Origin of the sequence: Virgibacillus sp. MSJ-26 (assembly GCF_018918075.1) — a bacterium.
Taxonomy (GTDB): domain Bacteria; phylum Bacillota; class Bacilli; order Bacillales; family Amphibacillaceae; genus MSJ-26.
The window spans coordinates 53,386-77,796 of record NZ_JAHLPW010000016.1; the positions used below are offsets into that span (position 1 = coordinate 53,386).

General features: G+C 37.7%; 22 protein-coding genes. 9 read left to right on the forward strand and 13 right to left on the reverse strand.

Translation table 11 applies throughout. The features are described 5' to 3' along the window. Nucleotides 1–31 precede the first annotated feature (31 nt). Both rplM and rpsI read left to right on the forward strand, forming a co-directional pair. The gene (gene rplM, locus KQI49_RS14500) at nucleotides 32–469 is read left to right on the forward strand and encodes a 50S ribosomal protein L13 (RefSeq protein WP_216490086.1); all 438 of its coding nucleotides are present in this window, start codon (nucleotides 32–34) and stop codon (nucleotides 467–469) included. 19 nt (nucleotides 470–488) lie between these two features. Continuing rightward, on the forward strand, nucleotides 489–881 hold the full coding sequence (rpsI, locus tag KQI49_RS14505; protein WP_216490088.1) for a 30S ribosomal protein S9: 393 nt from the start codon (nucleotides 489–491) through the stop codon (nucleotides 879–881). 128 nt (nucleotides 882–1,009) lie between these two features. Here the strand turns inward: rpsI and KQI49_RS14510 are convergent, their stop codons facing one another. Continuing rightward, nucleotides 1,010–1,705: a YoaK family protein gene (locus KQI49_RS14510; RefSeq protein WP_256439018.1), complete on the reverse strand. Its 696-nt coding sequence runs from the start codon at nucleotides 1,703–1,705 to the stop codon at nucleotides 1,010–1,012. Nucleotides 1,706–1,970: 265 nt separating this feature from the next. Between KQI49_RS14510 and KQI49_RS14515 the strand changes: the two genes are divergently transcribed. Beyond that, the gene (locus KQI49_RS14515) at nucleotides 1,971–3,155 is read left to right on the forward strand and encodes a cupin domain-containing protein (RefSeq protein ID WP_216490092.1); all 1,185 of its coding nucleotides are present in this window, start codon (nucleotides 1,971–1,973) and stop codon (nucleotides 3,153–3,155) included. A 137-nt stretch (nucleotides 3,156–3,292) separates the two neighbouring features. Here KQI49_RS14515 and KQI49_RS18630 read toward each other — a convergent pair whose 3' ends face one another. Further along, complete coding sequence (locus tag KQI49_RS18630) at nucleotides 3,293–3,718, reverse strand: MarR family winged helix-turn-helix transcriptional regulator (protein WP_216490094.1); 426 nt, start codon at nucleotides 3,716–3,718, stop codon at nucleotides 3,293–3,295. A 164-nt stretch (nucleotides 3,719–3,882) separates the two neighbouring features. Here KQI49_RS18630 and KQI49_RS14525 point away from each other — a divergent pair, with 164 nt between their 5' ends. Further along, a complete protein-coding gene (locus KQI49_RS14525; RefSeq protein WP_216490096.1) occupies nucleotides 3,883–4,110 on the forward strand; it encodes a hypothetical protein in 228 nt (75 codons plus the stop codon). Next, entirely contained in the window at nucleotides 4,097–4,360 is a 264-nt protein-coding gene (locus KQI49_RS14530) for a hypothetical protein (protein ID WP_216490098.1), read from the forward strand. Before KQI49_RS14525 ends, KQI49_RS14530 begins: the two co-directional genes overlap by 14 nt. Before the next feature lie 81 nt (nucleotides 4,361–4,441). Here KQI49_RS14530 and KQI49_RS14535 read toward each other — a convergent pair whose 3' ends face one another. From KQI49_RS14535 to KQI49_RS14585, 11 genes are all read right to left on the reverse strand, one after another. Beyond that, nucleotides 4,442–6,010: a flotillin lipid rafts scaffold protein FloT gene (locus KQI49_RS14535; RefSeq protein WP_216490154.1), complete on the reverse strand. Its 1,569-nt coding sequence runs from the start codon at nucleotides 6,008–6,010 to the stop codon at nucleotides 4,442–4,444. 69 nt (nucleotides 6,011–6,079) lie between these two features. Next, nucleotides 6,080–6,619 (reverse strand): NfeD family membrane protein, encoded by a 540-nt coding sequence (locus KQI49_RS14540; protein ID WP_216490100.1) that lies wholly within the window; start codon nucleotides 6,617–6,619, stop codon nucleotides 6,080–6,082. A 177-nt stretch (nucleotides 6,620–6,796) separates the two neighbouring features. Continuing rightward, nucleotides 6,797–7,630, reverse strand: a complete 834-nt coding sequence (locus KQI49_RS14545; RefSeq protein ID WP_216490102.1) for an ABC transporter permease — start codon at nucleotides 7,628–7,630, stop codon at nucleotides 6,797–6,799. Next, nucleotides 7,623–8,276, reverse strand: coding sequence for an ABC transporter ATP-binding protein (locus KQI49_RS14550; protein WP_216490104.1), 654 nt, complete (start codon nucleotides 8,274–8,276; stop codon nucleotides 7,623–7,625). The genes KQI49_RS14545 and KQI49_RS14550 overlap by 8 nt, the downstream gene beginning before the upstream one ends. 590 nt (nucleotides 8,277–8,866) lie before the next feature. After that, the gene (gene csaA, locus KQI49_RS14555; protein ID WP_216490106.1) at nucleotides 8,867–9,196 is read right to left on the reverse strand and encodes a chaperone CsaA; all 330 of its coding nucleotides are present in this window, start codon (nucleotides 9,194–9,196) and stop codon (nucleotides 8,867–8,869) included. A gap of 49 nt (nucleotides 9,197–9,245) precedes the next feature. Further along, nucleotides 9,246–9,413 (reverse strand): hypothetical protein, encoded by a 168-nt coding sequence (locus KQI49_RS14560; RefSeq protein WP_216490108.1) that lies wholly within the window; start codon nucleotides 9,411–9,413, stop codon nucleotides 9,246–9,248. A 229-nt stretch (nucleotides 9,414–9,642) separates the two neighbouring features. Beyond that, nucleotides 9,643–11,469, reverse strand: coding sequence for a methyl-accepting chemotaxis protein (locus KQI49_RS14565; protein WP_216490110.1), 1,827 nt, complete (start codon nucleotides 11,467–11,469; stop codon nucleotides 9,643–9,645). 4 nt (nucleotides 11,470–11,473) lie between these two features. Then, a complete protein-coding gene (locus KQI49_RS14570; RefSeq protein ID WP_253286852.1) occupies nucleotides 11,474–13,417 on the reverse strand; it encodes an efflux RND transporter permease subunit in 1,944 nt (647 codons plus the stop codon). A gap of 249 nt (nucleotides 13,418–13,666) precedes the next feature. Continuing rightward, nucleotides 13,667–14,371, reverse strand: a complete 705-nt coding sequence (locus KQI49_RS14575; RefSeq protein WP_216490112.1) for a YwaF family protein — start codon at nucleotides 14,369–14,371, stop codon at nucleotides 13,667–13,669. A 279-nt stretch (nucleotides 14,372–14,650) separates the two neighbouring features. Continuing rightward, complete coding sequence (locus KQI49_RS14580) at nucleotides 14,651–16,135, reverse strand: PH domain-containing protein (protein ID WP_216490113.1); 1,485 nt, start codon at nucleotides 16,133–16,135, stop codon at nucleotides 14,651–14,653. Beyond that, on the reverse strand, nucleotides 16,132–16,629 hold the full coding sequence (locus tag KQI49_RS14585) for a PH domain-containing protein (RefSeq protein ID WP_216490115.1): 498 nt from the start codon (nucleotides 16,627–16,629) through the stop codon (nucleotides 16,132–16,134). Before KQI49_RS14585 ends, KQI49_RS14580 begins: the two co-directional genes overlap by 4 nt. Before the next feature lie 211 nt (nucleotides 16,630–16,840). Here KQI49_RS14585 and htpG point away from each other — a divergent pair, with 211 nt between their 5' ends. The 4 genes from htpG to KQI49_RS14605 all read left to right on the forward strand — a co-directional run bounded on the left by htpG (nucleotide 16,841) and on the right by KQI49_RS14605 (nucleotide 24,179). Beyond that, nucleotides 16,841–18,721 carry a molecular chaperone HtpG gene (gene htpG / locus KQI49_RS14590; protein ID WP_216490117.1) on the forward strand — a complete coding sequence of 627 codons (1,881 nt, stop codon included), beginning with the start codon at nucleotides 16,841–16,843 and terminating at the stop codon, nucleotides 18,719–18,721. A gap of 128 nt (nucleotides 18,722–18,849) precedes the next feature. Then, nucleotides 18,850–20,637, forward strand: a complete 1,788-nt coding sequence (locus KQI49_RS14595) for a cation:proton antiporter (protein ID WP_216490119.1) — start codon at nucleotides 18,850–18,852, stop codon at nucleotides 20,635–20,637. A 1,107-nt stretch (nucleotides 20,638–21,744) separates the two neighbouring features. Beyond that, nucleotides 21,745–22,911 (forward strand): hypothetical protein, encoded by a 1,167-nt coding sequence (locus KQI49_RS14600; protein WP_216490121.1) that lies wholly within the window; start codon nucleotides 21,745–21,747, stop codon nucleotides 22,909–22,911. 20 nt (nucleotides 22,912–22,931) lie between these two features. Continuing rightward, a complete protein-coding gene (locus KQI49_RS14605; RefSeq protein WP_216490123.1) occupies nucleotides 22,932–24,179 on the forward strand; it encodes a metal-dependent hydrolase family protein in 1,248 nt (415 codons plus the stop codon). Nucleotides 24,180–24,411: the final 232 nt, after the last annotated feature.

Here is a 24,411-nt window from a genome sequence, read left to right on the forward strand (position 1 = left end):
ACGAATGAAATATATTGGAGGGAAATCAACCATGCGTACAACTTATATGGCAAATGAAGCAAATATTGAGCGCAAATGGTTTGTTGTGGATGCTGAAGGTAAGCGTCTAGGACGTTTGGCGAGTGAAATTGCCACAATTCTACGCGGTAAGCATAAACCAACTTACACACCACACGCTGATACAGGTGATAACGTCATTATCATCAATGCAGAAAAAATCGAACTAACAGGCAATAAAATTAATGATAAAATGTACTACCGCCACTCAAACCACCCAGGTGGATTGAAAGAACGTTCTGCAAATGAAATGCGTACAAGATATCCAGAACAAATGCTAGAGCTTGCAATTAAAGGAATGTTACCTAAAGGTGCGTTAGGACGTAAAATGGGTAAAAAATTGCACGTATATAGAGGTTCAGATCATAAACATCAAGCACAAAAACCAGAAGTCTACGAGCTTCGTGGATAATTAAAAGGAGGTTACTCAATTGGCACAAGTACAATATTACGGCACAGGTCGTCGTAAAAAGTCAACTGCACGTGTACGTCTAGTTCCAGGTACAGGTAAAGTGACAATTAACGGCCGTGACTCAAGAGACTATTTTCCATACGAAACACAATCATTAATTATGAATCAGCCATTAGCTGCTACTGAAACTGAAGGAACTTACGACGTTTTAGTAAACGTTCATGGCGGTGGATTTACTGGCCAAGCTGGTGCTATCCGCCACGGTATTGCTCGTGCACTTCTAGAAGCCGATCCAGAATACCGTACAACATTAAAACGTGAAGGACTACTTACACGTGACGCTCGTATGAAAGAACGTTATAAATACGGTCTTAAATCAGCTCGTCGTGCACCACAGTTCTCGAAACGTTAATAGCGCAAATATAGTAAAAAAATCCATTTACCTTCAGGTGAATGGATTTTTTATTATGCTTGTCCGTAGTGATATTCAAAGAAGAAGGTTATAATCGCGCTAATAACTGGCTCAAGTTAGGAATCTTTTCACACTGTTCTCTTTTTATATTTTAGAATGTATAACCAAAGGCTGAAAAGGATATTTAATATAAAAGCTGTCCATAAAATCATCTCACTATCCCAACGAGCTACTAGAGTGCCACAAATAACCCCTACAATAAAAATGAAAAGTCCCAATAAAAGATTACGGAAATCAATGCCCGCTTTTTTCTCCCCATCGAACATCAGCTTATAGAGACTATGCATCATGTTTTTCGTATTTCCCGTCATAATTCCATTGTTGATCGTGGTCACACCTATTTTCCTAAAGACAGAAAGTTCATACCCTGATAAAGTTCCAAGCAGAAAGACCATAATCCAATTGGGAAGAGTTAGTTGGAATAAGGATAAAATCAACAAAAGTACACCTTGTACGAGAAGAAAGATGCGAAATTGTTTCAAGGATTGGCTGTTTATTTTCTCAATGACTGCTTCACCGACGAAAGTTCCGACTGCAAAGCCGGCAAACACAGCTAAATGGACAATGGACTCTAGCCATTGCTCAGAAAAGGCTTTGACACTCATCACAATCACATTCCCGGTTTGCGCACTGACGAAAACTCCATCAAAGACTAAGTATGTGTAGGCATCGATGAATCCCATCAAAAAAGTTGCGAATATCGTTAAAACACTTATGCTCTTTCGGTAGAGGCTTGTTGAATTTGAGATAATATCAACTCCCATACATCTATAAATACAAATAAAAAAATAAAATTGATTGCCGTTATTAATCTACCCATCTTTAGATAAAGTCAATCAGAACAATGAGATTGTATAAATAATTAAATACCTTCATAAAGAAATAATGTTGTTTAAACTGATTGTCTTATTGATGGTAAATAGGTATATACACTGAATATATGATTTAACTAATCTAGGCTTGGGTAAAGAACAATATAATACTTTTTGTACAAGTATTTAATAACCTAAATAAGGAGACGGATCTATAATGAGTAATCAAGATCATAAAAATACAGAACCTCTCCCGCAACCTAAAAAGGGAAGCCTGGGAGGAAACATCTATGGGGCGCATAACGTAGAGGTAGAACGACAAAACCCTGATATGCTTACACCTCCTGATACCGACAGTGGTACCATGCCAAGTTTAAAATGGCCCTATGCACTGAGCCATACACGGAATGAACATGGTGGTTGGTCTCGAGAAGTAACCACTCGTGAACTACCGGAATCCACTACTATAGCGGGAGTGAATATGCATCTCGAACCAGGAGGTGTAAGAGAGCTTCATTGGCATAAAGAGGCAGAGTGGGCTCTTATGATAAAGGGATCAGCCCGCGTGACAGCAATTGACCCAGAGGGAAATATGTTTGTTGACGATGTTGAAGAAGGAGGCGTGTGGAACTTTCCATCAGGTATTCCTCATTCTATCAAGGGCTTAGAGAATGGCGCAGAATTTTTATTGGTCTTTGATGATGGGAGCTTTTCTGAGAATAGTACATTTACGATTACAGATTGGTTTGCCCATACACCTAAAGAAGCGTTAGCCAAAAACTTCGGTGTCTCAGAAGACTACTTTGATAATTTTCCTAAAGGAGAAAAGTATATTTATCAAGGTGACGTCCCTGGGCCACTCATTGAAGATTTACCAAAAGAGCAAAATGAATCTGTGACCCCTCCATATACGAGTCGATTTGATAAAGGTAAAAAGGTTGATGTGAAAGGTGGTTCTGCTCGTATTTTGGACTCTACCAACTTTAAGAAATCATTTACAATCGCTGCAGCCTTGGTTGAAGTAGAGCCTGGAGGGATCAGGGAATTACACTGGCACCCCAATGCGGCGGAATGGCAGTACTACTTAGAGGGACAAGGTAGAATGTCAGTTTTTGCCTCTGCGGGAAAAGCTCGCACTTATGACTATCAAGCAGGTGATGTCGGGTATGTGCCATTTGCGATGGGGCACTATATTGAAAACACAGGTGACACGACTTTGAAGTTTTTAGAAATGTTTCGTAGCGATCACTTTGCGGAAATATCACTTAGTCAATGGATGTCCCAAACGCCACCATATCTCTTAAAAGAACACTTACCAGTTGATGATGAATTTATCAATAATCATTTACACTCTGAAACACGTCCAGTCCTAAATTGGAATAAAAATAAGAAAGCTGATTAAGAAAAACCATTTAACTAAATTAGGTTCATTATGCAAGAAGCTGTATCAAGGTTTGTATCGCCCTTACAAAGTATTCAGAGCAAAAGGATGTACAACCTCATACGGCTATGTTTATATTCACTTTTAGGTTGCTTACTCTAGTTTTCAACAGAAAGGTTATCTGACATTTCTTTTAAAATTCTTCGCAAAAGCATCAATTCCTCTGGTGGGATTCCTTCGAGCATTTTATCTTCATGTTTCTTCCACATATCTTTAATGGGTTGCTCTAATTGTCTTCCCTTATCTGTTAAGTAAACCCTAGAGATCCGGGAGTCTGGATCTTCATGTCTTCGAACTATAATACTGTCTCCTTCTAACTTTTTTAGCATATTGCTTACAGTAGAAGCTTCAGATCCGATCATTTCTTTCAATTCGGATTGGGTTATACCATCTTTTTTAAATAGATAAGACAGGGCAAGTTCTTGTCCGATATATAATCCTAACTTTCGAAGTTCGAATGAGTAACTTTTTCTAGTTTGGATAGAAATGGTTTGTATTAATTTACGAATTTGACTTTCTACCACTATAAAATCCTCCTATGAATTAGTGTGCTAACTATATCAGGGGTTAGTGAGTATGTCAATGAGTTTAGGTAATATGAGCATATTTGACTTTATTTGATAAGTGTGATTAATTAGCCCCATAACTACTTTTTTATATAAGTAAAAAATATGAGGAGATTGATAGAATGAGTCGTATGCTAAAACCAACCATTATTTCAATTGCAATGGCAACCGTGATGGCTGGAGCGGCAATTTCACCAGCACTTGGATTAATCGCAGCCCATTTTGATGACGCTGCACCAGTTCTGATTAAATTAGTTTTAACTATACCGTCACTTCTGATTATTTATTTTAATAAGTGTATGCTTTATCGGGTTTGGTCAAGGAATTATCTTTCCGTTGATAAACGATAAAGTATTGAATGACGTTGATCCGGCATTAAGTGATCGCGTTATATCTATTGTTTCTAGTATGATTTATGTAGGTCAATTTTTATCACCTGTCGTACTCGATTCGATTAGTAACCTGGTGGGCTTACCAGAAATTCGGTTTCAATACAGCTTTCTAGCAGTAGGACTCATCGTTTCGTTTATTGTGATGATTGTTGTTAAATTAATAAGCAAAAAATCAACGATGAAAAAAGAAGTGGAAACAAGCACGTGAATAGATAATGATAAAGGCAAGGCCACTTAGTAGATGGGCCTTGCCTTTATTTTAAAACTGTTATTTTAGTTGTCTTGATTATCATTCATTTGATTCTTCATGGTTATTATCTTTGCTTGCGGCTAGTTCATTTGTGCTTTGATTAGTGTTGTGTGATAAACGATTAAAACCTAGGTCATCATATCGATCATTCTTTTTCCCGGTCATATTTTCAAGCATTTCTTTAACATCAATGCCAGATGAAGCTTTAAGGGACTCTTGAAGTGTTGACATTAGATCTGTCGCATAGCCTGAAACCTTATTGGCACCACCTTGGCTATCCTTACCCCCAGTGTCAACAACAGTAATTTTATCAATGTTGCTAAGTGGTCCGGCAACTTCCTTAGCATATTCAGGAAGCATTTTTGTAATCATATCGAGTATTGCCGCTTGGCCATACTGTTCAAAGGCTTCCGCAATCTTACGCTTAGCTTCAGCTTCCGCGAGACCTTTAAGGCGAATGACTTCTGCTTCAGATTCACCCTGTGCACGCTGGGCATCAGCTTTAGCAAGACCATCAACGCGGACTTGTTCTGCTTCAGCTTTCGCTTGCGTTTCGATACGATACTTAGCAGCATCGGCGTTAGCGTTTTGTTTTGCAAGATCAGCAGCGGCTGATTGTTCAACAGAGTAGCGATCCGCATCGGCCTTTTTCTTAACTTCAGAATCATATTGTCTTTCACGACGAAGAATTTCTTTTTCTTCCAGTTCAATTTGTTTTTCTCTCTCAATAATTTGAACTTGCATTTTTTGTTCAGTTACTTCTTGTTCTGAACGGGCAGTTTCTAGATCGTAGGACTGGTCAGCACGTGCTTTGGCAGCATCAGATTCTCGGCGATAGTCTGCTGTTTTAAGCTGATTTTCCTTTTCTGCCTCGGCAATTTCAGTGGCACGCTCAAGCTCTGATTTTTGTGCCTCTTTGTTTGCCAAAGCCTCTTTAATTCGTGTTTCTTTGACGGCTTCAGCTGTTGCAATGTCAGCGTCTCGCTTAACTTGTGCAATACGAGGACGTCCTAACGAATCTAAATAACCATTCTTATCTTTTACGTCTTTAATTGTAAAGGATACGATAAGTAATCCCATTTTAGCTAAATCCTGTGAAGCTACACGCTGTACTTCTTGTGAGAATTTATCACGGTTTTTATAAATTTCTTCAACTGTCATTGACCCAAGGATTGAGCGAAGATGTCCTTCCAATACTTCTTTGGCTTCATTCTCACGTTCTTCTTTCGTTTTGCCTAAGAACTGCTCAGCAGCGGTTGCAATTTCATTAATAGATCCACCTATTTTGATAATCGCGGTTCCGTCAGCCATGACAGGGACACCTTGTTCGGTGTATACTTCAGGTGTGGTGACTTCTAGTTTACTAGAGAGTAAACTTAGTGGCTCTGCCTGCTGAAATACAGGTAAAACGAACGCACCTCCACCACGAATAATTTTAATTTTATTACCCGATTCGTCAGTATGTACATTTTTCCCACCTAAATAGCTCCCTGTAATAATAAGAGCTTCATCAGGTCCCGCAGTGCGGTATTTTGATACAAATACGCCAATGAGTGCGATGATTAAAAACGCAACAATGGCAATAACAATCCATATCCCATCTAACATCATTCTTATTCCCCCTGTATTTTTTATTTATCTATATTCTGTGAAAAAGAAAATTCACAAAATAAGTGTTTAAGACATGGAATCTAGCTGATTATATTCATATGGTACAACATAAAGAACCCCATTCTTCACTTTCAAAACAAGAACTTTTACACCTTCTTCAATGGCGCCATTTTCCATCTCACGAGCAGGTTTTGAAATGACTCCAAATTTACTTTCTATTACTAATTCACCAAATCCATTTTCAGGGATTGGAATAATCACTTTCCCTACCATTCCTTTTAAAGATTCTTCTGTGTAACTTAAGGATTCCTCTGCAGACGATAATGGTATAAGTACAAATACATTGAGTAAAGTGTCTAAAATAAATGCAAGTATGATAGAAATCGCTATAATAAGTAAACTATGTAATGGTGTGATAAGTTCGAGTATATAGCCCGTAGCGGAAAAAAATGTAATAAAAGATAAGATTAGCACGGGACTTAAGAAAGTCGCTTCACCGACCGCTTCTAAAAAATCTCCGAATAATAAGTAAAGGACAGTCAAGCTTCCTGCGACAATCAATAAAGTTAAATAAATAGAATTTATGTCCATACCAAATAAGGTCAAGTGTATCACTTCCTTACTCTTAAACTTTTCTAATTACTAATATACGCTAAAACGAATAAAATAGCATTAGTTTATTTAAAATATTTTAATTAACGGATATGAATTGTATATTTAAAATATTCAATTAAAAACCATGCCTGGTGTCGTAACTGGAACCAGACATGGTGGCCTATGTGGTTATTTATCATATAGCACAGGTAAGTCATCTTTACTTGCATCTCGTTTCCTCAAAATAAATTGCATTCGTTCATTAAAAAATACTTTATAAGCTAAATGAAGAAAAATAAGTACTGTGATTGACACTGTACCAGCGACACCAAGCATAACAGAGATCTGGTATTTAACAGCGGTGATTGGTTGTTGACCTGCGATAATTTGCCCCGTCATCATTCCAGGAAGAAAAACAATCCCCATACCGACCATGGCATTAATAGTTGGAAGCATTGCTTCATCAAAAGCTTGATTGATAATGGATTTTGACGCCACTTTTGGGGAAGCACCTAGCATAAGTGCTCCTTCGATTTTTTCTTGCTGATCCTTCATCCCAGTTAATAAATTATTAACACCCAAAGAGACACCCGTCATTGTTTTACCGATAATCATGCCTCCAATCGGAATGAAATATTGAGGTTCATACCAAGGGTCCAGTTGAAGAACAACAAACATAAAATAAATAAGGTTAACACTTATACCGACAAACATAGCGAGAGCAATCATTTTTTTTAGTGATATTTTAATAATAGGTTTTGTTCGTTGATACACGTTGAATGTTGCAAAGCTCAGCATGATTAAGATAATTCCTACCGTGATAAAAGGATTTGGGTTATCTAAGACATAAATTAGAATAAACCCAACTAAAATTAATTGAAAGGTCATTCGAAGAGCTGATATTAAAATGAGTTTTTCTCTAGGAATTTTTTTAATTCGTACAATTAAATAAACAACTAATATAAATACATAGGCAAAGCCCACTTGCCAAATGGTGAAATCCATCATTTGATCGTTATCCATCGTGAGTCACCTCGTGTTTTATATGAGTACTATACTCATCCATATTTATTTTTTGCTTGGTATACTTTTCAGCAACTCTTTTATCATGGGTGACCATAATAATTTGGTTCTTTTGTTCTTTTGCTTGGTGTATAAAAGCATCAAGAACATGGTCTGTCGTCTCATCGTCTAAACTTGATGAGGGTTCATCAAGTAAATAGACATCTGCTTCTTTCATTAATAAAACCCGTGCAAGTGCTAATCTTTGTTTTTCTCCACCAGATAGATCAGAAGCACTTGTATCAAGCTCTTTATCTTCTAACCAAAATGTTTTGAGTGTGTCTTCTAAAGACGTATCGCTTATTTCATCTTGTCCAGAAAGTTTTAAGCCAATCAGTAAATTATCACGTAAAGTTCCATCAAAAACAACCGGATCTTGAGGAACCATAACAATTTTTCTTCTAAGCTCCATTGGTTCAATTTCAATTAATGACTTATCGTTATAATAAATGGTTCCCGATTTTGGGGTGTCTAAGTTATTAAGCAAACGTAAAAGGGTAGACTTCCCGCTGCCACTTTGTCCCTCGATACTAACAATAGATGCGTCAAGTTTGAGCTCATTGATTTTGAGCACATTTTCTACGACTAAATGCTCTATTTTAAACACTTTAAAGATACTCCCCCTTTTTATATGCTATCTAATTATTGTATTCCCAATATCGAGGTATTTACTCATATAGACTGATTATCAAATCTGTTGATACGAAAAAATTTATAATCAAACCTATAAAAAGGAAGAAAAAAATTAGTCTATAAAAGCGAATGTGCATTAAACAACTTATATTCGTTCATCTTGAAAGTTTAAAACATGTTCGTTGAATATATTTCTTTGATAGGTAGGTGTGAGAAGGGTGATAAGTAGAGTCAGTCTATCTGTGAAGGCATTAGAATAAATACGTGCTCATACTGTGAAAATGTCAGAAAAGAGAATTATACATCATTAGAAGTCCTGTTACGTTACGAAAATTCTCAAAGTACGAAATATACATCGATAGAGGACTTCTCACGATGTGAAAATGATAGAAAAAAGGATTATCCATCGTTAGAACGTGTGTCACGATATGAAAGTGATAAAAAAGAGAATTATACATCGATAGACAACATATCTAACATCACAAATTTTTTGGGAAACCATTCCCTGGATCACTAAGTTGAACTATTAATAAAAAAGGCCGCTCGAATGTGAGCGACCTGTTATTAGGAAATACGCGTGCCATTTTCAACTGGTTCATCAGTATTCAGTAAAACAACATCATCATCTTCTTGCATGCCACCTAGAACGAGCACTTCGGATTTGTATCCAGCTATACGCATTGGAGGAAAATTGACAACTGCTGCAATCTGTCGTCCGACTAAATCACGAGGTTCATACCGTTTAGTAATTTGTGCGGATGATTGCTTCACACCTAATTCGCCAAAATCTATTCGAAGTTTGATGGCCGGTTTTCGAGCTTCTGGAAAAGGCTCAGCCTCAATAACAGTTCCAATTCGTAAATCCAACTTGGCAAAATCATCAAAAGTAGCCATTACAACATTCTCCTTTGTCTTATTATTAATTGTTCTCATTTTGACAAACTTACATCTTGCCACTATTTTGCTTTGTCTTAAGGATCTTTTTTAAAGTGAAATTGATGTTATTTAAACTAAGTAAGATAAACCCAAGCATTAAGAATGTAACAATTTCACCGGTGAAAATTGAAAGAGCTGCTAACAAAATTGCATAAAACGTATAATACCACTTCATCAATAAACGCCCCCTCTAGAAAGGAATATGTATATGTATATTTTTATCAATATATCATAACGAGCATTCTAGATGAAGTATTTATCTGTCTGGTTGTAATTCCATAACCCTCTTTTATTGTTCTATGTCCCTTTAATTAATTCTATAGCCCTTTCAATGCAAAAAACACTTGTGATTCCACTATTATTAAGGGAATTACAAGTGTTTAAATCGAGATGAATTATTACCTTTACCTAAAAAGATCTAAAAAGCGATCCCACATGCTTTTATGCTCTTCTTCCTCTACATCCTCTGTTTCTGGTTCTTCAACTTCAATTTTTTCTGTTTGGAGGACGAATTGGACAACATCGACTTTTTTATTTTTATCAGAAACGAAAGATTGTGGCTCGAAGTCCGAGTTTTCATAGTCCTCCATGAGTTCATCAATTTTATCTTGCATTTCATCAGGTAAATCATTTGTTTCATTATGAAGTTCATTTGTTCCTTCAGTTAACTCGGCCGCACCGCTATTAAGAGAAGATGTTCCTTCTGATAGTTCCTTAATGCCAGCGTCAATGTCCTGATAGTTGGTTGCCAAAGTACCAACGCCTTCTGTATAGTCGATAAGCCCATTATGAAACGTGTTGTATTCAGAAGCCATCGTGCTAATGCCATCTTGTAACTCAGTAAGGGCGTCAAAGTTTTCTAAGTCTTTCATCCCAGATTCCATACCATCTGCAATAGAGTCTATTTGATTAGCCATCTCTTGGAGTGGTTTGGTAGATTCATTTAATGCTCCTGAGACAACATTAAACCCGTCCTTAACAGCGTCATAAGTTTGTTTGACTTTCTGAGCAGCCTCGTAAGTCTTGACTAACTCATCAACAGTATTTTTATCAGCGCCACTTCCATATAGTTTTTCGATATCTTTTTCACTAATATTGGAATTAGGAATACCATCAATTGCACCACTCAAGGCATCCCACGCTTCATCATAGTTCTCTTTCAATTCATCAAGTCCACCTGCTGCAGCTCTTAAGCCCTCGGCCATATCTCGAAAACCTGCAGGCAAGTCTTTCATCTCGCCCATCTCCGGCATGTCCGGACTACTCTGTAGGGCACCACTCACTTCGTTTAATACATCGCGAATTTGTTTTGAACCTTCCACAAGTTCCCCGGAAGATTGATTGAGTTCGTCCATCCCGTTTCGATATTCGGTGGATCCGTTACTTAATTCTTCAGCACCGGAACTAAGCTCCGTAATGCCATTATTCAATTCTTCCATACCAGAATTAACTTGGTGAATCGCATCTGACAAAGATTCCATATCACCAGTCATATTACCTATATCCGGATCCTCAATAGCGATATTCGCTGGGACAGCTGATATATCAATGGGGTCCATTTTAAAATCATTTACATGTGCTGTTAAAATTAATTCTTCTTCTTGGTCCGGTAATACCATGAATGATATTTGTTTATTTTTACCCTCATTTGCCTCGGTTCCCTCTGGTGCTTGAATGTCATTAAATACTAATGGATCAAGTGTTAGAGAGATCTGGAGCAAGTAATTTTCAAAAAAGGTAGAGTCAACATCCTTATTCTCAGATGTCTTCAGTTGTATTTCAAAATCGCCACTCTGACCAGCTAATTCATCAGGGGTTACTTCTTTACCATCTAATAGGTAGGTAATCGAAATATCCCAAGGTAGCGGTTGGTTTTCAAGTTGTCCTTGAAAGTAAAATTCTTCTTCATCTGATTGAAATTGAATTTCGTTGTCCGTTGTCTGTTCTATATCTGATAAATTGGTTAAATTACGAACATCAGAGTAGTTTCCGTAATCCACGATTTTCCCTGGCTTTGTAACATGAAATGTGTTTACGACGTACATATCTTTTGTTTTTCCATTAGCATCTAAGTTTCCGTAAATTACTTCGTCTTTAGTGGAATACTTTCCTGACTTGGCGCTTGTTTGGCTGTCGTCTTTATCGCTATTATCCGCAGCCACGCTTATAGGAAGCGTAGAAAACACGAGTAGAGCACTCAATATAACGATCAACCAGTTTTTTATTCGCATTTTATCACTCCCCTTTATAAAAGTTTGCTTTCAAAGTTGTTTTTTGAATGAGTCGATCAAGTACAACAAGTAATGCCGGCAGGAAGAGGACAACTAAGGTAAATGCTAGTAATGTTCCTCGACCAAGCAAAATTCCAATGGATGATATAATTGGATCTGAAGACGTTAACCAAAGGATAAATCCGACACTTGAAAGAATGGAAGCAGGGACAGCAATTGAGAAAATCTTTTCGTTAATGGTTTTCTTGATTGCAGCTAATGCGCCCATCTTTTGTCGATTACTTGTATAGTCATCTGAAAATAAAATTGCATAATCAACCGTAGCAGCGAGCTGTACAATACTGATAATAAGATATCCGATATAAACGAGCGGATCATTAGTAAAGTATGGTATAGCCAGGTTAATCCATACAGACGATTGAATCGTTAATAACAGTACGATAGGTAAGGATAACGAACGGAATGTCACTAACAGAACAAGCGCTATTGTGGCCACGGTGAGTATATTGACAAGCGTGTTGTCTTTTTGGACAATTTGCTTCATATCGTAAAGTGTTACACTTTCACCTGTGGCGTAGTAATCTTCTCCGTAATAACTATCTACAATATCCCTTACCTTTTCAACAAGGGAAAAGGCTTTATCTCCTTCATCTTTTGTTGTTGTGTTTAAAATGATGCGACTGTAATTATCCGAGAAAAACTGTTCTTTTGTCTCCTCGTCGAGATACTCTGGTGGGATTGCAACCCCAACTGTATTCGTGTAGGCGACAGTGCTTTTCACCTGTTTAAGATCGCTAAGCTCCCCAACAAGCTCGTCTTCTCTAGCAAGGTCTCCTTTTGGAACTAAAAGTACCATTGGCGTATATTTACCGAAGACATCTTCTATTTTTGCAGTATCTTGGCCAGCTCGCGTGTTGTCGGGAAGTTCACCCATTCCATAAATGAAATTCGTTTGGCTTTGGGCAAGAAAGGCTGGGATGATTAAAATAGCGATCAATGCGAGTACTGGAATACGTAATTTTAATAGATATTTTCCAATATTATACTTCGTTGGAATCCATTGCTTATGATAAGTTTTATCAATTAAATTATAGAACATCAAAGTTAGTGCAGGTAAGAAAACCATCACACTCAGAAAACTTAATAAAATTCCTTTGACAAGGTTAATACCTAAATCAGCACCGATTTCAAAATTCATAAAGGTCAGTGCGAGAAATCCAAAAAAGGTTGTTGAAGCACTTGCTGCAATCGCTGGAAAGGATTTTTTCATCGCCTGCTTCATGGCTTCATACGGACTATCCATTTTATTCCGATAATCATCAAAACTATGAAGCAGGAAAATCGCGTAATCGAGTGACACAGCTAATTGCAAAATCGGAGCGACCGCTTGAGAAATAAAGGATATCTCACCGACAAAAATATTTGTGCCAAGGTTAATCAGGATAGAAATACCAATTGCTGTAAGGAAAAATACAGGCTCAATCCATGACCTTGTCGAAAGCAATAAAATTAAAATGATAATAGGGACGAGAATGGCTGCTGCGTTAAACGTCTCCTCACCGGTTGATTCCTGTGAGATGGCTGTATCGAGTGCTTCACCAGATAAAGCATTGCCATCCCCAATGAGTTCATAGATTTTATCAGTTGCCTCAACTTCTTTTCCTTCATCAACATGAAAAGTAAATAAAGCATGATCACCTTTATAATACGTTTCGACGGTATCTGTATCTGCCATTTCGATGGGAGTTTTAATATCAATTACATCGTCAAGCCATGATACGTCGGAAACCCCATCAATCGCTTCTAATTCACTTTTATATTCTAGCGCCTCTTGAACTGAGACGTCTTGTACCATGACGCGTGTGTTAGCCACATCTTCACCAAATTCTTCTTCCATGACGTCCATCGCTTCTGTAGACGGAGCGTTAGATGGCAGGTAATCAGTCATGTTGTAGTTGACTGGCACGCCAAATTGTACTATCGCCCCAACCAACGCCAGAACAGTGAAGATAATAACAACCCACTTTTTATGTTTAATAATACTTGTTGTTAAATCTATCGGTGCTCACCCTCTCTTTGATAAAAATGAATATGTTAATTATCATCTTATAGTCATCTCAAAATTGTTCATGATAATTATTTTACTTCCCATGAGAGAGTTTATCAAAGAATAAACCGATTGAAAGGGGGTTATTATTTACCTCTTAACTCCGCTATTAAAAACCGGTAAATAAAGTAGAAAAAATAAACTTAGAGCAATAAACTCTAATGACAAAAGATAATACGGATATGGCCCAAGTACATCAAGTAAACTAGCCCCACTAGGCTTTTCTCGAAGGAACATATAATTAGCTGATATCAGTTGATTGATTATAAATACAACGCCTGCCAGCCCGTTTAAAAATAGTAAAGATTTAAAGACTGATCGCCATGTTAATTGATAATGATACAACCAAATCATTAATAGAGGGGCAAGAATCAGTAAAAAGTGATCAAAGAAAAATTGAATGTAACGATATTGCGGAAACCCGAAATATAAATCCGGAGTCACAATTGCCATGACAGCTCCACTGATAGCAATAAAGTAAAGCACTTCAAAAAGGAAGCGGCTTTTTGTCAGCAACATTACTCCAGCAAGGAGAGAAGCAATACTGCATAACTCTAAAGGAAGTGATGATTGAGCCGTCCATTGATCAGTCGTGATATACCAGAGATCAAGACTGAGCCGGCTCAAGATTAACAACACTCCGATTATCAATCGAATGGGACGTCTAAAGGGGGTTAGCCGCTTTCTTAATGTGAAAATAAGAATAAGCAGGACAACAATTATAAAGATAGTTAACAGGTGAGAACTATCCCACATATGAAATTGGATATTGGGATTATAAAACCAGTTTTCCATAGAACCTCCTGTAAAGGTTAACGACTTCCAAATTAATGGACGCCTCTCTCGTTCAAAATCTCAGTGAAGTCTAGAAAAGTGATTGAGAGAACGCCTCTCTCGATTAAAACATCGTCGAAATTGAGAAAAGTGATCGAGAGAATGCTTCTCTCGATTAAAATACCAGTAAAGTCGGGAAAAGTAATCGATAGTGTGCCTCTCAAGGTCAAAATTCCAATAAAATCCACATATTTACCCGATACGCCGATTCTACCCCGATTTCATTAAATAGATAATTCCCTATTCAGTCTTAATCTCATTTATTCTTTGCTGATACCAGTTAGTAAAGTTTTCAGATTCCATCACAGGGATATCTTGTAATTTTTCATGATGCACAGGTTTCACTCTGTTGACGGTATTGATGGTCGCTAATCCTAATTTTTTCTGGACAATTGTTTGTTCTGTGTAGACTTCTATGACTTTCTTTCGATTCGTGACGAAGATATCTGTGGAAATACCGCCTGTTTTAAATTGAATGGTTTTTCCTTCCCACGAAAATCGTGTGTTTCTGTAAGTGAAGTAGCGCGATAAGTATGTGGTAAGAAATAAGATTGGCGATATGAACCACCATTCTTTTTTAAACCATAGGATTAAGCCAGTGGCGACTAACCAAAGCCATGGTATTCTCATCAAACGTATATAAAGAGACTCACGTGGCAATTTATTGACCGCTTCTTGAAGTGGGAATTGTGGCAAAAGCTCATCTAACAGTCCCTTGGCTTTATCACTTGGTAAAAAAGGATATAAGGAGCTAATATCGTCACCATTTTCTTCGCTACCAGCACTGATTAGCTGAACATCAGTAAAGTTGAGCAGCTTTTTTAATGGTGATTGGTTCAGTCGAATCGCCTGGACATTCGTTTTTTGAATTGAAAAGGATCTTTCATTTAAGATACCACGATGAATAAAAATTCGATCATCATCTGAAGAAATTTCATACTTGCCATATTTAAGAAACGTCTGCATGACACCAAATCCTACTGCGGCAGTAATGAGTAGTATAATTGCTATGACAATTAAAACCCAAGAACTCATTATAAATGAAAAAGCACCTTCGACTTGGCTGTCGATATCAATTACTTTTTCAATTTGTGTATAGCCAACAATAATAATCGGAATGAGACCTAAGAAACTAAATGATAGAAAAGATGCTTTTAAAACGTCCCTTTTAGTCGGTATAAAATGAACTGTCCGTTCATGAGATGAGTTGGAGTCATCGTTTATATTTTCTGAGTTAGCTTCTTCCTCTGCTAATTCATCTCTACCTTCAGTAATTTCTGTTTTATATTGCGTTGCAAGTTCTTCAATTTGCTCTGCTAAATCAATTTTGATGGCGTTTAATTGAACGGTGGCTGTATCACTAGTAGTGCTCGTTTCTAATCGTAATGAGGTAATGCCGAACCAACGATAATAAAAAGGAGTACGCCATGTGATATTTTGAATTTCCTGCAAAGGTATGCTGTTTTGCTTTCTCTGAAACACGCCATGTTTGATTTGTATTGTTCCATTTTTGATTTCATACGTTGTTTTCGACCATTCAATGACAATTAATATCAAACGAACAATGATAAAAGTTAAAAAGACAGCACGTCCGACTTTTATAAAAAAAGATACGTCACGAAAATTAAACACAAATAATAATAAGATAAAGACAATGGAATCTTTAAATAGTTTAATAATTGATGAGATAATATTCATAGGATGCATGCGAAAGCTTTCAATCATACATTTTCCACTTCCTTTATTTTTGCATATTCAGCAATTTGTGAACGTAATCTTAATGCCTCTTGCTCTGGAAGGGCAGGGATCGAAAAGGACGAGCTCATTGTGCCAATTTCAACGGTATATAACTTGTACTTTCTAAGAATGGGCCCCTGTTCTGTATTGACGTACTGCACTTTTGTCATAGGTGCGATGATGTGTTTTACTTTGAAAATCCCATGTTTCATCTGGACGTACTCATTATTCACATCATATCGCCAATACTTTTGCAGCAATGTTGGTTCGATGAAAATATCCCAGATCGACATCAATATATCTACAGCAAGTAAAATAATTAACGTTATTTGTATCCAGCGATACCAGTCAAAATATATAGATGAAACTATCAATCCTAGTCCGACTAAAATGATAATGATTTGACTGATCGTGTTGCTTATTCTCCAAACTTTAATAGCGTCTTTAGCAATCGGATGAATAGGCTCGTTTAGTAATGACATATTAGTGTTCCTCCCTAGTTGATGACTATCTATATAATGTAGCATAGTGTAAATACGATTTAATAGTGCGTTAGGTTTCAAGTTTTTCTTGGATAAATAGAGTGTTGATTGACGTTTTCAGTAAAATATGTTATTTAATATATGGGATTAGCACTCGAGACTCGAGAGTGCTAAAATAGACTATAGCAACTTTAAAAAGGGGAGATTAATAATGGCTAAAAAAGAATTTAAAGCGGAATCCAAACGCTTATTGGATATTATGATTAACTCTATCTACTCACAAAAAGAAGTATTTTTACGCGAGCTAATCTCAAATGCAAGCGATGCGATTGATAAAATTTATTATCGCGCACTCACTGATGATTCCATGACATTTAATCAAGAAGATTATTATATAGAAGTCGTTCCTAACGAAGAAGAACGCACTTTAACTATTAAAGATACAGGGATTGGAATGACAGAGGAAGAACTGGAAACAAACCTAGGAATCATCGCAAAAAGTGGCTCGCTAGCGTTTAAAGAGGAAAATGAAGTAGAAGATGGCCACGATATCATTGGTCAATTTGGTGTTGGATTTTACGCTGCATTTATGGTTGCTGATACTGTAACTGTTAAAACACGTTCCCTCGATAGTGAACAAGGCTTCAAGTGGGAATCAGCAGGAGCGGATGGTTATACGATTGAACCAATTGATAAAGAAGCGGTTGGAACAGAAATTACTTTAAAACTAAAAGAAAATAAAGATGATGAAGATTATGATCAATATATAGAAGAACATCGTCTCCAAACAATTGTTAAAAAGTACTCTGACTTCATTCGTTATCCGATTAAAATGACAGTTACAAAGAGTAAACCGCAAGATGATGATAGTGACGAATATGTCGATTACAAAGAAGAAGAAACCATTAATAGCATGGTGCCAATCTGGCGCAAAAACAAGAGCGAATTGACTGATGAAGATTACGTCAATTTCTACCAAGAGAAACATTACGGTTTTGATAAGCCACTAAAACATATCCACACACATGTTGACGGAAATATTCGCTATGACGCTATTTTATACATCCCTGAGTCTGCGCCATTCGATTATTACTCTGCTGAATATGAAAAAGGACTTGAACTCTACTCAAATGGCGTTCTAATCATGGATAAATGTGCAGAATTACTCCCAGATTATTTCAGTTTCGTAAAAGGGATGGTTGATTCCGAAGATTTATCATTAAATATTTCTCGGGAAATGTTACAGCATGATCGTCAGCTTCGTTTAATTGAAAAAAATATCGTCAAGAAAATAAAGCAAGAACTAAAGAAAATGCTTCGTAACGATCGAGAAACCTATGAAAAATTTTATGATGCATTCGGCCGTCAACTTAAATTCGGTGTCTACAATGACTTTGGAGCTAATAAGGAAACATTGAAAGACTTGCTGCTATTCTATTCATCAACAGAAAAGAAGCTTGTTTCACTTGATGAATACGTATCAAGAATGCCTGAAGATCAAAAATATATTTTCTATGCTGCAGGTGAATCGAATGAACGTATTGAAAAATTACCACAAACCGAACTCGTGGCTGATAAAGGCTATGAAATTCTTTACTTCACAGATGAAGTTGATGAATTTGCAATTAAAATGTTGACTGAATACGAAGATAAAGAGTTTCGTTCCGTATCAAGTGGTGACCTGGGCATTGATACAGAAGAAGAAAGCAAAAAGGCGAAAGAAGAAGAGGACGAGCATAAGGATATGTTCGCAGAAATGAAGGAGCTTCTTTCTGGTAAAGTTAGCGATGTGAAAGTATCCAAACGACTTAAATCCCATCCTGTTTGTCTTTCTACGGATGGTGAAATCTCACTAGAAATGGAAAAAGTGTTAAACGCCATGCCGAACAATCAGCAAATTAAAGCAGATAAAGTTCTAGAAATAAATATTGATCATGATGTTTATCATTCGCTTAAAGCAGCTTATGATAAAGATGAAGGGACGTTTAAACTATATACCAATCTCTTATATAATCAGGCATTATTAATCGAAGGCCTACCTGTCAGTGATCCAGTCGAGTTTACGAATGATATTTGCAGAGTAATGGTATAATAAAACACCTCACACTTCGTTTAAAAAAGCGTAGCGTATAGCTATGCTTTTTTTGTTGGAGAATAGGGTATAAGAACATTAGAAATATCTTAGATTAATTGTGCTTTTTTGGATAAAGGGGTGGAGTAATGGAACAACTGGCACTTATTAGTATCGTCATAATTTTAGGACTAGGTATTTTCTCGCAATGGTTTGCATGGCGGATTCAGTGGCCGTCCATTGTCATTATGTCTATTGCAGGTCTATTGATAGGACCTATATTTGGCTTAATCGATCCGAGTGCAGGTTTAGGGGGACTATATAGCCCTTTGATTTCACTATCTGTCGCAATTATACTTTTTGAAGGAAGCTCAAGTCTCGATGTTCGAGAGATAAAAGATATATCGAAATCGGTTTTTAGAATTGTGACTTGGGGCGTTCTACTTGCTTGGATTGGTGGGTCACTCGCTGCTTACTATATTGCAGGTTTAAAAATTGAAGTTGCTTTTATTATTGGTGGACTTTTCGTCGTGACCGGTCCGACCGTCATCATTCCTATGCTTAGGCAGGCTAAATTGAAACCACGAATTGCTGCTGTATTAAAGTGGGAAGGAATTATTGTTGACCCAGCAGGCCCGATGCTCGCTTTGCTTGCTTATCAAGTATCGCGAGTGTTAACAAATGAAGACATATCATTTAATTACTTAACAAACTATTTCATAGGTGCTTTAATTGCTATCGTTTTAGGGATAGTGATTGGTCTTTTAATAGGGTGGATGAGCGATAAAGGATTATTTCCCGAGTACTTAAAATCACCAATCATTCTTTCGTTTGTATTAATAACTTTTACAGTTTCGGAAGTTGTCATGCACGAAACAGGGATGTTAGCCGTTACGGTCTTAGGTTTGACACTTGGTTGGACAAAGAAATACGTCTCCTCCATAGGCAATATTGGACATGTTATCGAAAATATATCAGTGATCCTCACGTCAACAGTGTTCATCCTTCTAACGGCTTCATTGACTCGTGAAACGATTGCGGAAGTGTTCACGTGGCCAATTATTAGTTTTGTCCTTGTTATGCTATTTATTGTCAGGCCGCTTTCCATCTGGCTAGCTACTATCAATACCGAATTAACGATGGCAGAAAAAACACTTGCGAGTTGGATAGCCCCGCGTGGAATTGTTGCTTTAACTGTATCAGGTTACTTTGCCAATATTTTAATGGATGATGGATACGAAGGAGCTGCTCTCCTAACGGCGTTAACCTTTGCGCTTGTATTTATTACCGTTTGTGCACACGGCTTTTCAATTGGCCCTATTGCGAAAAAACTAAAGTTAGCTAGTGACGCCCCGCCTGGGGTACTTATAGTTGGGGCGAGCAGTTTTTCAATAGCCTTGGCTGATGCCTTGAAAAACATGGATATCCCCGTATTAATTAGTGACTCCTCATACGGTCGACTTTTTCCGGCTATTTCTTTAGGTATTGAAACCCATCATGGAGAAATTTTATCAGAACATGCTCAGTTTAATCTCGATTTAACTCCATATGAAACAATACTGGTCATGACAGGCGATGCCGCTTATAACGCACTTGTCAGTCAATCCTATGTTCCTGAGTTTGGCTATAACAACACTTTTTCATTAGTCGTTGATACGAATCGGACAAAGAACCAGAGGGATTTGCCCATGGCTAGAAAGGCACATCTTTTATTTGATGAAGAGGCGTCGTTTAAAGACTTAAACAAGAAAGTCAATACAGGATATAGCATCCAACCAACTGAGATACCTGATGAGAAGTCGATTAATCTCCAAGAACTTGACGTTCAAGGTATTCCTTTATTTATTAAACGGGACGAGACAATTGAATTTGCAACTCTCAAACAGACTGCAAAAATTGAAAAAGATGACCAGTTATTTGTACTGAGCGAGCACTAAGTAAATAAAAAGGAAGGTTCGGTGGAAAACACCGAACCTTCCTTTTTATTTGATTAAGGCTTTTGAAACTCTTTTGTCGGCTAGCTTAATAACTCAACTTTTGCAGATTAAAATTAACAAATACCCCTTGGGATTATGGGGCGGGATAATAATACATAGCATCAGTTGATTTTTAATGAACTGCCCCTAAGAAAACTTAATTACCAAGCACAACTGCGACATAGTTTCAACGAAGACTCTCTTCCCGTCCTGTTAAGGTAAGTGCTAACCCATCGCTGCGGAAAAATCGCTACGCTTTCCGTGGGTGGCTGATGAGTCTCTGGGACTGCGCTAAATGCTCGTCCCACCGAAAACATTAGCTCCCACAAAGGTTTTTGGTGGGGCGAAGCTTGCTGCAGTCCCAGGAGTCTCCGCGTTTTTCCTCCGCTTGTCTCAGCGTAATATTGTTGTACAGAAAAATCTTATAATAGCATCAAATAACTTTAATAGTCTGGGTGAGTGCAGGGTGGTGACTAAAGAAGAATGAATTGCAATTCTTCGCCTCTGCGGGAACAGCAAATGGTTTTCGATGGGGCGAACGATAGTGCAGTTCCACGAGTCTGAAAACCCCGCAGAGTGGTTTTCTCGAGGAGGCTGAAGTGGGAAGAATGAACTCCAATTCTTCCTGGCACCGCGGAAATCATCCGCCCGGAGCGATCCCAGACGGTGGATATTACGCTTGCTTTGAGAGCAGCTTTATTGGGACTGCGCAGTTTATATCTTTTGTATATAAACAGTTATTTTCTGTTCGGTCAACAAGTAACTATAGTTCTGATTTTTTTAGAAACAGACTCAGTTAAACAGATTGTTTAGAAGATGATTAGAAGAACTATAAGCTCAGGCCCTGTTCACTATTTAAACTTATTCTATTGATGCGAAAGTTGAATTAATGATAATAAAAATATTTTTAAACTTATGTAAGCGATTGCCGTTGTTGACGTGATAACAATCCATTATTTTAAAGGTTTGAAATTTCTAAAAAATGCATTTACAAAGCTTTTTAAAGGTGATATATTACTTAGCATTATATTTAAAATTATTTCACTATTCAAAAGAGGAGGGGTAAATATGTTAAGCAATCCATTAATTGCTACTGTACTTATTTTCGCTTTGATTGCTTTTGGGGAATGGTTATCAATTATCACTCGCGCTAGAGTGCCTATGTTACTGACGGTGATGGTAAGTTTTTTAATTTTAACATGGACTGGTATTTTTCCTGAAGACATACTAGAGAAGTCAACACTCCCCATCTTGGGATCGATGTTAATTGGTCCTGCTATTGTGCATATGGGTACAATGATTCCCTTCTCTTTACTAAAAACCCAGTATAAAGCTGTGTTAATAGCTTTAGGAGGAGTTTTAGTATCAGGGGTGGTCATTTTGACTATTGTTCCAATTATTTTTGACTATCCAACAGCTGTTGCTGGCATTGGTCCAGTCACTGGCGGAACGATTGCTCTCATCATCACATCGGAAAAATTAACGGAATTGGGTATGACATCTATTATTGCCATTCCTGTTTTGATTGCAGCACTTCAAGGATTGCTCGGAATGCCGCTCGCGATGTACTTTTTAAGAAAGTATTCCTTTGTTATTCAGAAACAAATGGATAATGGTTCATTTGTACCGATGATGACTGATGATGTCGCGGCAACAAAAGAACTAAATGGTAAGCAGAATCCCCTAAAGAAAAGTATGATGTTGAAATTATTTTACGTCTTTGTCGGTGGAGCAATCGGTGTGATGTTAGGGGAACTGACGCCAATCCACTACAGTCTCTGGTGTTTAGCCATTGGTGTCGCTGGTCTGAAACTTGGCTTGCTTGAGGCGAAAGCTCTCGAGAAGTCTAATTCCTTTACGTTAGTCATGCTTGGAATTTTATTTGTCATTATCGGGACGATGGAAGGTGTTTCTCCTAGCCAAGTGTTAAATAATTTACCAAGCATCATTACGATTTTATTGATTGGGACAGTTGGGATCACTTTAGGCGGTTATATTGTATCTAGACTCGTTAAATGGCACCCGTTTAAAGGTATGCCAGTGGCTTTAACCGCCTTAATAGGCTTTCCAGGAGATTATATTCTCTGTGAAGAAGTGAGTCGAAGCATCGCACGAGATGAAGAGGAAGAAAAGACGATATTTGATGAATTGTTAGCCCCAATGTTGATCGGTGGATTCACAACAGTCACCGCCGTATCCATTGTAATTGCAAGTATTCTTGTTGAAACTTTATAAAAAATAGCGGAGGGATTGTCATGGGTAAAAAAGTAATTAAAAATGGTCTATTAGTTGATGGTAATGGTGGTGAAGCGAAAGAAAATCAAATTGTCGTAGTCAATGAAGATAAGATTGAATACGTAGGAGAGGAATCTAGTTATTCATTAACAGGAAATGAGGAAGTTATTGATGCACAAGGAGGTACAATTCTCCCAGGGTTAATCGATACCCATGTGCATATGATGATGGAATACATGCCAGTTGCTAAAAAACTAGAGATGCCATTCTCCCTGATGTATTACAACGCATCGAAGTACTTGGAGACCACACTCCATGCGGGGATTACGGCTGTCAGGGATGCAGCGGGAACCGACTTAGGTGTGAAGCAAGCGGTCGAAAAAGGATTAATCACAGGTCCGCGTCTACAAATCAGTGTTAACGCCTTAACAATTACTGGAGGGCATGGTGATGGCTATACCGTCTCAACAAATGATATTGAAACTCTCCCTTCTGGCTACCCAGGTATGCCAAGTGGAATTTGTGACGGTGTAGAGGACGTTCGTAAAAAGACTCGTGAAATCCTACGTGCGGGTGCTGATATTATTAAAGTGCATGCCACAGGTGGCGTCTTAAGTGCGACAGATCATCCTGAATTCACGCAGTTTTCTCCTGAAGAGTTAAAAGTGATTGTTGAAGAAGGTGCATTTAGAAAAGGAGTCAAAGTCATGGCCCATGCTCAAGGCGCTGAAGGTATAAAGAATGCAATCCGAGCAGGCATCCATTCCATTGAACATGGGATTTACCTAGATGATGAAGCGATTGAACTCATGCTTGAGAATGGAACCTACTTAGTGCCGACATTACTCGCTCCCGTAGCAGTTCTTGAAATGGCAGAAGAAGGCGGCATGCCTGCAGGAGCGGTAGAGAAATCGCGAGAAGTGATTGAAGCACATAAAGAAAGTTTTACGAGAGCTTATAAAGCAGGTGTTAAAATCGCTATGGGAACAGATGCAGGTGTTATGAAACACGGAACGAATTTACGCGAACTTGGTCTTATGGCAGCCGGAGGCATGACACCAATGGATACGATTGTAGCTTCAACAAAAACAGCTGCCGAATGCATGGGATGGGACGATCAATTAGGTACAGTGGAACAAGGCAAGCTAGCAGATTTAATTGTCGTTAATGGCAACCCACTCGAAGACATCTACTCATTGGCTAACAACGATACTATTCAAGTTGTTTTAAAAGGTGGGAAAGTAGAAAAAGACTTATTAAGTGAATAAAGTGGAAAGTGATTTAACAATTGGACATCGCACAAGCGAAAATCTAACTCTATGTCCGATAGAACGTGCCAATCAGACATCGCACAAGCGAAAACCTGACTCCATGTCCAATTGGGACTTAATTAAACACCCCATTACTCTATAATTTCTTAAAAAAGGACTTCAGGGTCCTTTTTTTATTGCCCTGTTTTGTTTTTTGCCTATTTTCTATTATCATGAGATATATACTGAA